The following is a 9,485-nucleotide window of genomic DNA, read 5'->3' on the forward strand; positions in this document are numbered from 1 at the left end:
CGGCGACGGCCGTCAGTCCTCGTCCGCCTCGGGCAGCTCGGCCTCCGCCTTCATGAGCTCGCGCATGACCACCGTCGCGTAGGAGCCCTTCGGCAGCTCGAACGTCGCGAGGTAGCCGTCGTCGAGCGGCGCGAGGGAGACGTCGACCCGCAGCCGCGCCGCCCGGCGCGTCCCCTCCGCCTCGCCGCCGCCGCGCGCGAAGTCCTGGAGCGTGATGCCCTCCGCGGCGAGGAGCCGCTCCTCGCGCCGGAGCGCCTCGCCCTCGGCGGCCCGCAGCTTGTGGCCGAACATCGGCCCCGCGGGAGAGATCTCGAAGCGCTCGACGCGTGGGCCGTCCACCGCGGGGTCGGCGCAGTTGAAGAGCCCGCCGGTGTCGAGCTTCTTCAGGACGTCTCCCGCCATGGCGGTCGCGAACAGGCCGTCCGCCATCCGCTCCGCGAGCCAGCGGTTGAAGAGCAGGGCCTGGTAGGCCGAGATCGAGAGCCGGCGCATGAAGCGATCGCGCGCGGCGCGGCGCGCCTCGGGCGAGCCGTCGCCGAGGAGGAGGGCGCGGCCCACCGCCGCGTTCCGGCCCTCCGTCCCGAACCGCTGCGGCCCGAAGAAGTTCGCGAGCCCCCGCGCCGCGAGCGCGGCCGCGGCTCCCTGCGCGCGCGCGAGGTCGCCGCCGCGGACCGCGAGCTGGAAGCGGTTCGCGCGGACGTGCCCGGCCCGGAGCTTGTTCGCGTGGCGGGACACCTCGAGCACGCGGAGCCCGTCCGACTCGAGCGCGCGCGGGTCGGGGTCGCGCGCCACCGGGAACGACAGCCACTGCGTCGTGACCGCGTCCTTGTCCTTGAGCCCCGCGTAGCCGGCGTCCCGCTCCGGCACGCCGAGCGCGCGCGCGAGCGCGCGGAGTGCGTCGCGGGTGGTGCGGCCGCGCTTCTCGACGCGCACGTAGAGGTGCGGGCCGGCGCCGGACGGGAGGTAGGCGGGGACCTCGTCGACGCGGAAGTCCTCGGGCGCCCGGCGGAGCGCGCCGCCCGAGCCGGGCAGCTCCGCGGTGACGAGCGGCGTCTCGGTCACGCGAGCTCCTCGAGCTGCCAGAGCTTGCGCTTCACGGTCTCGCCGAGCGCGTCGTCGGTGGCCCGGTCGATCCGCTCGCCCGCGAGGTACAGGTAGAAGAAGAGCAGCTCGCGGAGGGCGTGGAGGAGGAGGGTGGTCCGCTCGCCGCCCGGCGCGAGCCCGGCGACGACGCCGGCGGGGAGCGCGCCCAGGTTGCCGAGCAGGGCCTCGCCCTCGAGCGCGCCGTCGGCGGCGGGCCCGAGGCGAGCCCAGAGCGGCGCGAACGGGCCGGCGGTGTCGGTGAGGTAGCCCCGCACCGACTCGAGCAGCGCGGCGCGGCCCGAGGCGGGCACCGCCGCCACCGTCGCGCGGAGGAGGTCGTTCATCCCCTCCGCGAGCGCCTCCAAGCGCGCCGCGGGGTCGACGTTCGCCGCGGGCTCGGCGACCGTCTCCACGTAGCCGGCCTCGGCGAGGTGGTAGAGGATCTTCGTCGCGTCGAACTCGCTCGCGTGCGCGGCGGTCGCGATCTCCCCGACCGTGCGCCGCCCGTCCACGAGCCCGAGGAGCGTCTGCTCGAGCGGCTTCAGCGTGATGGGCCGGCGCGGCTCGCGGCGCCGGAGGAACGCGTGGGGCCCCGGGATGCGCGCGCGGAAGAGGCTCAGCTCGTCGATGCGCCGGATGCCGTCCATGAGGAGCGACTGCGTGTTCACGGACAGCGCGGCGCCCGGACGCTCCGGGTCGTCCTCGTCGACGAGGAAGAAGGTGCCGGACGGCGTGAGCAGGATCGCGTGGAAGACCTCGGTCACCTGCTCGTGGAAGCACTTCCACAGATCGCTCGCGGACACGAACCCGAACTCGACGAGCGCCTTCCCGAGCGGACGGCCGCCCGCGGCCGCCTTCGCGATCTGGGCCTCGGTGGCGTAGCCGAGCCGCACCGCGACCTCGCCGATCCGCTCGCCCGGCGCGGTCGACTGCGCCCCGCGCACCTCCCCGTCCTTGAACGCGACCGAGCGCTCCGCGCCGCTCGAGGCGACGGTGAGGACGCCCGAGAGGCGCGACTGGTGGATGAAGGCGACGAAGTCGCCGATTGGGAAGCCGGAGAGGTCGCCCGCGAGGATGCAGCGCGGCTGCGCGGCGGGGCCGCCCGCGGCGGGCGTGCGGCGCGCGACCAGGAGATCCGGCGCCGCGGGCAGGAGCAGGAACCGGCCGGCGCGGTCGGCGAGGGCGCGGCGGGTGTCGTCGGAGTGCGCGACGAGCCGGCCGTGCGCGTCGAGGTCGAAGACGAGGGGCATGAGCGGGTCCGCTAGTCGTGCGCCCAGCCGCGGTGCTGCAACCACTCCTCCTCGTCGCGGAGGGACTGCTCGAGCCCTTCCTCGGACAGATCCGTGAGGAGGCGGCCGTTCATGAAGACCGTGGGCGTGCCCCTCAGGCCGGCGTCGCGCGCCTCCGCCTGCGACGCCTCGATCCGCGCGCGGTAGCGGCCGTCGGCGATGGCCGCGCGCAGGTCTTCCGCGTCGCCGCCGAGCGCGCTGGCCTGATCGGCGAGGCCGTCGACGTCGAGGGCGTGCTCCGCCCCGAAGATCCGGTCGTGCATCGGCCAGAACAGGCCCTTCTCGCGGGCCCACTCGCCCGCCTGCGCCGCCTCGGCGGCGTAGGGGTGGCTCTCGATGGGGTACGGCTTGTAGAAGAGCTTCACGCGGCCGGCGTGCCGCTCGACGAACGCCTCGAGCTGCGGGCGGACCGCGCGGCAGTAGGGGCAGGTGAAGTCGGAGAACTCGACCAGGGCGATGGGCGCGGCGGACTCCCCGAGCGCCGGGCCGAAGTCCGCGACGGTGAGCTTCGCGCGCCGGTCGAACGCCGCGTAGTAGGCGGTCACCTGGCGGAGGATGTCCGCCTTGGTGGCGCCGCCGCGCGCGAGCCGGACGGCCTGGCTCGCCATCCGCGGCGCGTGGGCGCAGCTCTCGTGCTCGTGGAGGCAGCTCGACACGGTGTGCGGGCAGCCGCAGTAGCAGAACTCGTCGAGCGCGAACTCGGCCACCGCCCGCTGCTGCTCGGGCGAGAGCCCCTCCAGATCGACGCCGGGCAGGACGGCCTTCGGATCGTCGGCGTTGGCGGGCGCCGTGGACGTGGCGGGCGCCCCGGCTGCGGCCGCGCCGGGGCGGCTCTGGGAGCGGGCGGCGCAGGCGGAGATCGCGGCGGCGGCCGCGAGCGCGGCGAGGAGGGGGATCGGTCGAGCGCGCATCGGAGCTCCCGCGGGAGGTGAGGACCGGATCTCTGTACCCCGCGCCGCCCGGCCCGGCAAGCGGGCGCCGGGGCACCTGCGCGCCATGACGCAGCGTGAAAGACCGTGCCCTAGAGCCGCCGAGCTCGCGCGAAGGCGCCCGCCTCGCGCCCGCGCCGCGGACCCACGCCGGGGCGGCGCTCGCCCGCTCGCGGGGGATCCTGGGCCGTTTGAGGGTGCGGCCCGTCCGTGCTCTCCTTACAGAGGACGGCCTTGGAACACGTGCACGCGCCGATGGAGCGGGGAGCGATCCGCAAGGAGCCGGGCGGGAAGCTCGGCGTGGCCCTCGTCTACCCGAACGCCTACCGGCTCGGGATGGCGAACCTCGGGCTCCACGCCGTCTACCGCCTCCTGAACGACGATCCGCGGACCCTCTGCGAGCGCGCGTTCCTGCCGGACGCGGCGGGGGAGGAGCCGCGCACGGTCGAGTCCGGGCGGCCGCTCCGCGACTTCGACGTCGTGGCCTTCTCGCTCTCGTTCGAGGAGGACTACGGCCACGTCCTCGAGATCCTCGACCGATCCGGCCTGCCGCTGCGGAGCGAGGACCGCGGGGAGGGGTTCCCGCTGGTGGTCGCGGGGGGCATCGCCGTCCAGATCAACCCCGAGCCGGTCGCGCCGTTCTTCGACGCCTTCCTCGTCGGTGAGGGCGAGGAGCTCGTCCCGCCGTTCCTCGCGCTCGCCCGCGAGGCGGTCGCCGCCGGTCTGCCGCGCGACGCGCTGCTCCGGCGCCTCGCCGCGCTCGCCGGGTCGTACGTCCCGGCGCTCTACGACGTGGCGTACTCCGACACCCGCGCTCCGCAGGGTGCGTGGGTGACGCGCTTCGCCCCGAGCGGCGGCGCCCCCGAGCGCGTCCTGCGCGCCTACGTCCCGGACCTGCGCGGCAAGCCCACCTCGCGCGTCGTGGACTCGCCCGACGCGCAGTTCGGCGACCTGTTCCTCACCGAGGTCGCGCGCGGCTGCCTGTGGGGCTGCCGCTTCTGCGCGGCGGGGTTCGTCCAGCGCCCCTACCGCGAGGTGGACTTCGAGACCTTGCGCGCCGAGGCGCGCAAGGGCGTCGAGCGCGGGCTCCGGCTCGGCCTCGTCGGCCCCGACACGTCCGACTACACCGGGCTCGACCCGCTCACCTGCTACATCGGCGAGCTCGGCGGGACCTTCAGCCCCTCGTCCCTCCGCGTGGACGCGATCACGCCGGAGCTGTCCGGGCGGATGGCGGCGGGCGGCGAGCGGTCGATCACGATCGCGCCCGAGGCGGGCACCGAGCGGATGCGGCGCGTCATCAACAAGGACTTCACCGACGACCAGATCGTGCAGGCCGCCGAGCACGCCCTCGGGCAGGGCATGCAGCACGTGAAGATGTACTTCATGTGCGGCCTGCCGACCGAGACGGACGACGACGTCCTCGGCATGGCGCGCATCGCGGTCCGGATCCGCGAGGAGGTGATGCTCCCCTGGGCCCGCAAGCGCGGGCGCATGGGGCGCATCTCGCTCTCGGTGAACCCGTTCGTGCCGAAGCCGTGGACGCCGTTCCAGTGGCTCCCCATGCACGAGCGCGGCTGCCTGGAGGAGAAGCGGCGCCTGCTCGAGAAGACGCTCCGGCCGAAGGGGATCGACGTCGAGTTCTTCAGCCCGCGCGAGGCCTACGTCCAGACGCTCATGTCGCGCGGCGACCGGCGCTGCGCGGACCTCCTCGAGCTCGCCCACCGCGAGGAGGGCGGCGACCTGCGCAAGGCCCTCCGCCGCTGGCCGCACGATCCCGACTTCTTCGTGCTCCGCGAGGCGGGCGTGGACGAGCGGCTGCCGTGGGACTTCCTCGACCAGGGGCTCACGAAGACCTTCCTCGCCCGCGAGCTCCGCCGCGGCGTGGGCTCGAGGCTCACGCCCAAGTGCGCGGTGGAGACCTGCCGCGCCTGCGGCCTCGCCTGCGCGGACCACCCCGAGCTGAAGCCGGGGGCGCTGCCGGTCGTCGGCTGACGCCGGCCCGGCGCCGGGGACCACTCCCGCGCACATCGGCGGAGAAGGGCGGTGCGGCGCGCCGTCCCAGCGGCCGGCAAGTCGCTCGCCCGCCTGCCCGTTTGGTACAGTCCCCGCGTCCGTGCGGCTCGCGGACGGGAGGGGTCACGATGCGGGAGCGAGACCGGGTGCGCGTGCGCGCCGCCGTGGCGGCGCTGGCGCTCGTCTGCGGCGTCCCCGCGGCGGCGCAGAGCGTCCCCGTGCAGCTTTACCCCGTCGACGGCTCCGCCGACGCGCGCGCGCTCGTCGAGTCCGCCTTCCTGCGCCTCCCCGGGCGGACCCGCGCGTTCGTCGCGGCCAAGAAGCTCACGGTCGGCCGCATCTGCGGCCTCCGCCCCGCGCCCGAGTGTCTCGGCCGTCTCGCGGGCGAGGGCGTCGTGGTGACCGGCAGCGCGCGCGAGTCCGGCGGCGTGCTCGTCTTCTCGCTCCAGGCGGTGGACGGGACGGGGAGGGCCTTCGGCCCGGTCCGTGTCGGCGTGGACGCGTTCGTCTCCAACGCCGAGCCGGTCGCCAAGGCGCTCCTGGACCTCGAGGCGCTCGTCCTCTCCGGCGCGCCTGCCATCGCCGCCGGCCCGACCCCGGCGCGCGCCAAGCCCATGAAGGCCTCGGCGGCGGCCACCGCGCAGCTCGCGCTCAAGCCCGAGGCCGGCCCGCCGCCGGGCGCGTGGATGCGGCCCGCGGGCAAGGGCCTCGTCGGCACTGCCGCGGTGCTCGTCGCGGCCAGCGCCGTGACCGCCTACTTCGGCAAGCGAGAGGCGGACGTGCTCGACGAGAAGTACCGCAGCGCGGCCCTCGGCTGGTCCGACCAGGCGGCATACGACCGCGTCGATCGGCTCGGAGCCGCCACGAAGGTGCTGCTCGTCGCGGGGGGCGTCGCGGCGGCGACCGGCACCGCGATGTGGACCTTCGCGCCCACGCTCTCCCCCGAGCACGGCGGCGCCAGCGTCGGCGTGTCGGGCCGGTTCTAGCGAGGAAGATCGCCCCTATGAACCGCCGACTCCTCGCGCTCGTCCCCCTCCTGCTCCTCGCCGCCTGCCAGCTCGAGCCGGGAGGCCGCTGCAGCCGCGACCCCGACTGCCTCGCCGGCCAGCACTGCTCCGGCGACCTCTGCGTCGCGGACCTGAACGCCGGCGACGTGGGGGCCCTCTGCAGGGTGGAGCGCGACTGCGCGGCGTGGGCCTCCTGCTCGAGCGGCCGGTGCGCCCTCGCGGCCGGCGCCTGCCTGGGCAACGCCGACTGTGGCTCCTGGAACAGCTGCACCGAGCACGCGTGCGTGCCGCTCCCCGGGCGCTGCAGCGGCGAGGGGGACTGCGCGTCGTGGCAGCGGTGCCCCGCGGGCGTGAACCGGTGCATCCCGGATCCGGGGCGCTGCGGGCAGGACCTCGACTGCAAGCTGTGGCAGGCCTGCGACCTCGCGACGAACACCTGCGGGATCCGGTTCGGCGCCTGCGGCTCCGACCTGGACTGCCCGACGTGGCAGCACTGCGACCTCGCCTCGGGGTCGGCGACGCTGAACCTGTGCCTGCCGGACGCCGGCATGTGCGGGGGCGACGCGGACTGCGCGACGTGGCAGCACTGCGATCTGGCGTCGGGCTCGCCGACGCTGAACGCGTGCGTGCCGGACGCCGGCATGTGCGGGGCCGACGCGGACTGCGACATCACCTGGCAGCGCTGCGACCTGGCGACGAACACGTGCGCGACCGCGGCGGGCCACTGCGCGGTGGACGCCGACTGCACCGCGCCTGCGCTCTGCGGCGCCGGACACGTCTGCGCCGCGCCGGTCACGCCGTAGTTCGCGCGCCCGCGGCCGCTCCGGGTTACCCTCCCGCGGGTGACGCCCGAGGAAGCCATGCAGGAGGCGCTCGCGCTCGCCCGCGCTGCGGCGGAGCGCGGCGAGGTGCCGGTCGGCGCGGTCGCGGTGCTCGACGGGCGGATCGTCGGCCGGGGCGCGAACGCGCGCGAGGCGGCCCACGACCCGACCGCGCACGCGGAGCTCCTCGCCATCCAGGAGGCGGCCCGCACCCTCGGGCGCTGGCGCCTGACCGGCGTCACGCTCTACGTGACCCTCGAGCCCTGCGCGATGTGCGCGGGTGCCATGGTCCTCGGCCGCATCGAGCGGCTCGTCTACGGGGCGAGCGATCCCAAGGCCGGCGCCGTCGGGTCCTTGATGGACCTCTCGGCCGATCCGCGCCTGAACCACCGCTTCCCGGTGGAGCGTGGCCTCATGGCCGAGGAGGCCGGCGAACTCCTGCGTACCTTCTTCCGCGCCAGGCGCTCGAACGGAAACGGGCAGACCACGTAGGTTGCCGCTTGGCACGCGGCCGGAGATCGGTTACATCCGCCGGCGGAGAGCTGGCCGAGCTGGTCGAAGGCGCCTGACTCGAAATCAGGTGTACCGGCAACGGTACCGGGGGTTCGAATCCCTCGCTCTCCGCACTTTTGCCCGCAGGCTATGCAGTTACCGGTCGAAGCACGCACCGGGAACGGCGGACGTCGGCAGGCGAGTCGTTCAAGCGAGGAACGGACTCCAGGTTCCCTCCTCGCGGAGTAACGCGAAGATTGAAGCCCCTGAGCGAGCGCAGGTGCAGCCGGCTGAGGCTGCACCGGAGCGAGCAGGGGGTCTGGGGGAGCGCAGGTTCCCCCTGGCGAAGCCAAAGGGGGAACCGAGTATCCCCCAGTAGATCCGGAGAGGTGACCGAGCGGCTGAAGGTGCACGACTGGAAATCGTGTGTACCGGGAACGGTACCGTGGGTTCAAATCCCACCCTCTCCGCCAGCGCTGCAGCTCCCTTCTCGTTAGATGAAGGGGCCGCACCGGCGGCAAGGCCGGCTGAGCCGGCCCAGAATCCTCGGGCGACGTGGGGGTTGCCAAACCCCGCCAGGCCCGGAAGGGAGCAACGGTAGGTGGTCCTCCGTGCGCCCGGGGATTGTGGGCCGGCTCGTTTGTTTCGATCGGCGGTCGAATGAACTACCTCGTCCTCGCCCGCAAGTACCGCCCGCAGCAGTTCGGGGAGATGTCCGGCCAGCAGCACGTGGTCCGGACGCTCTCCAACGCGCTCAAGACCGGCCAGCTCGCGCACGCCTTCCTGTTCACCGGTCCGCGCGGCGTGGGCAAGACGACGACCGCCCGCCTGGTCGCGAAGGCGCTCAACTGCGAGAAGGGCCCGACCGCCGATCCGTGCGGCGTCTGCACGCCGTGCGTCGAGATCGCCGAGGGGCGCGCCGTCGACGTGGTGGAGATCGACGCCGCCTCGAACAACGGCGTCGACAACGTCCGCGACATCGTCGAGGCGGTGAAGTACCGGCCCGCGCGCGACCGCTACAAGGTCTTCGTGGTGGACGAGGTCCACATGCTCTCCACGGGCGCGTTCAACGCGCTCCTGAAGACGCTCGAGGAGCCGCCGGAGCACGTGAAGTTCGTGCTCGCCACGACCGACGTCCACAAGGTCCCGGAGACGATCCTCTCCCGCTGCCAGCGGTTCGACTTCCGCCGGCTCACGCTCCAGCAGATCGCCGACCAGCTCGCGAAGGTCGCCGAGGCGGAGGGGATGCGCCTCTCGCCCGCGGCGCTCGCGCTCGTTGCGCGGCAGGCCGAGGGCGGGATGCGCGACGCGCTCTCGCTGCTCGACCAGGTCCGCGCCGCGGCGGGCGACACGCCGGACGAGGCAGCCGTCGCCGAGGCGCTCGGCGCCGTCGACGCGGCGGCCGTCTCTCGGATCTGCGGCGCGCTCGTCCGGCGCGACGGCGGCGCGATGCTCGTCGAGCTCGAGGCGCTCCACGCGCGCGGCCTCGAGATGAAGCGCGTCGCCGAGGAGATCGTGCGGCACCTGCGGAACGTGGTGGTCGCGAAGCTCGTCCCGTCGGCGCCGATGGACCTCCCGGACGGCGAGCTCGCGGAGATCCGCGCCCAGGGCGCGGCCGTGGACGCGGCGCAGCTCACGCGGCTGTTCGATCTCGCCCAGCGCGCCGTCGTGGACGTGAAGCTCGCCGAGCAGCCGCGCTACGCGCTCGAGGTGGCCCTCCTCGCGGGCGTGTTCCTCGCCCCGGGCGCGCAGGTGTCGGAGCTCGTGGCGCGGCTCGAGGCCCTCGCCCGCGGCGCGCCGCCGCCACCGCGCGCCGGCCCCGCGCCGCTCCCGCCGCCGCCGGCGGCCGGA

Annotated in this window: 8 protein-coding genes, 2 tRNA genes and 1 other RNA gene; 8 read left to right on the plus strand and 3 right to left on the minus strand. The window is 74.7% G+C overall.

Annotated features, from left to right (window positions below):
- Nucleotides 1-12: 12 nt before the first annotated feature.
- From truD to MNZ39_RS18485, 3 genes are read right to left on the minus strand one after another with little or no spacing between them, the layout of a single operon-like run.
- Complete coding sequence (gene truD / locus MNZ39_RS18475; protein ID WP_242340558.1) at nt 13-1,062, minus strand: tRNA pseudouridine(13) synthase TruD; 1,050 nt, start codon at nt 1,060-1,062, stop codon at nt 13-15.
- Nucleotides 1,059-2,333 carry a DUF4388 domain-containing protein gene (locus MNZ39_RS18480; protein WP_242340559.1) on the minus strand — a complete coding sequence of 425 codons (1,275 nt, stop codon included), beginning with the start codon at nt 2,331-2,333 and terminating at the stop codon, nt 1,059-1,061. Before MNZ39_RS18480 ends, truD begins: the two co-directional genes overlap by 4 nt.
- Before the next feature lie 11 nt (nt 2,334-2,344).
- Complete coding sequence (locus MNZ39_RS18485) at nt 2,345-3,283, minus strand: thioredoxin domain-containing protein (RefSeq protein ID WP_242340560.1); 939 nt, start codon at nt 3,281-3,283, stop codon at nt 2,345-2,347.
- Between the two features lie 261 nt (nt 3,284-3,544).
- On the opposite strand from MNZ39_RS18485, the gene MNZ39_RS18490 reads away from it, so the two are divergent.
- The 8 genes from MNZ39_RS18490 to dnaX all read left to right on the plus strand — a co-directional run.
- Nucleotides 3,545-5,293 carry a radical SAM protein gene (locus tag MNZ39_RS18490; protein ID WP_242340565.1) on the plus strand — a complete coding sequence of 583 codons (1,749 nt, stop codon included), beginning with the start codon at nt 3,545-3,547 and terminating at the stop codon, nt 5,291-5,293.
- 149 nt (nt 5,294-5,442) lie between these two features.
- The gene (locus tag MNZ39_RS18495) at nt 5,443-6,300 is read left to right on the plus strand and encodes a hypothetical protein (protein ID WP_242340561.1); all 858 of its coding nucleotides are present in this window, start codon (nt 5,443-5,445) and stop codon (nt 6,298-6,300) included.
- Between the two features lie 17 nt (nt 6,301-6,317).
- Complete coding sequence (locus MNZ39_RS18500) at nt 6,318-7,124, plus strand: hypothetical protein (RefSeq protein ID WP_242340562.1); 807 nt, start codon at nt 6,318-6,320, stop codon at nt 7,122-7,124.
- Nucleotides 7,125-7,181: 57 nt separating this feature from the next.
- Nucleotides 7,182-7,634, plus strand: a complete 453-nt coding sequence (gene tadA / locus MNZ39_RS18505; protein ID WP_242340563.1) for a tRNA adenosine(34) deaminase TadA — start codon at nt 7,182-7,184, stop codon at nt 7,632-7,634.
- Nucleotides 7,635-7,678: 44 nt separating this feature from the next.
- Nucleotides 7,679-7,766: transfer RNA gene (locus MNZ39_RS18510), tRNA-Ser, on the plus strand.
- Nucleotides 7,767-8,017: 251 nt separating this feature from the next.
- A tRNA-Ser gene (locus tag MNZ39_RS18515) sits at nt 8,018-8,107 on the plus strand.
- 65 nt (nt 8,108-8,172) lie between these two features.
- An RNA gene (gene ffs / locus MNZ39_RS18520) (signal recognition particle sRNA small type) lies at nt 8,173-8,266 on the plus strand.
- A gap of 28 nt (nt 8,267-8,294) precedes the next feature.
- The coding region (gene dnaX / locus MNZ39_RS18525) for a DNA polymerase III subunit gamma/tau (protein WP_242340564.1) at nt 8,295-9,485 on the plus strand (1,191 nt) is incomplete at its 3' end.

Origin of the sequence: Anaeromyxobacter sp. SG66, assembly GCF_022690805.1 — a bacterium.
Lineage (GTDB): Bacteria > Myxococcota > Myxococcia > Myxococcales > Anaeromyxobacteraceae > Anaeromyxobacter > Anaeromyxobacter soli.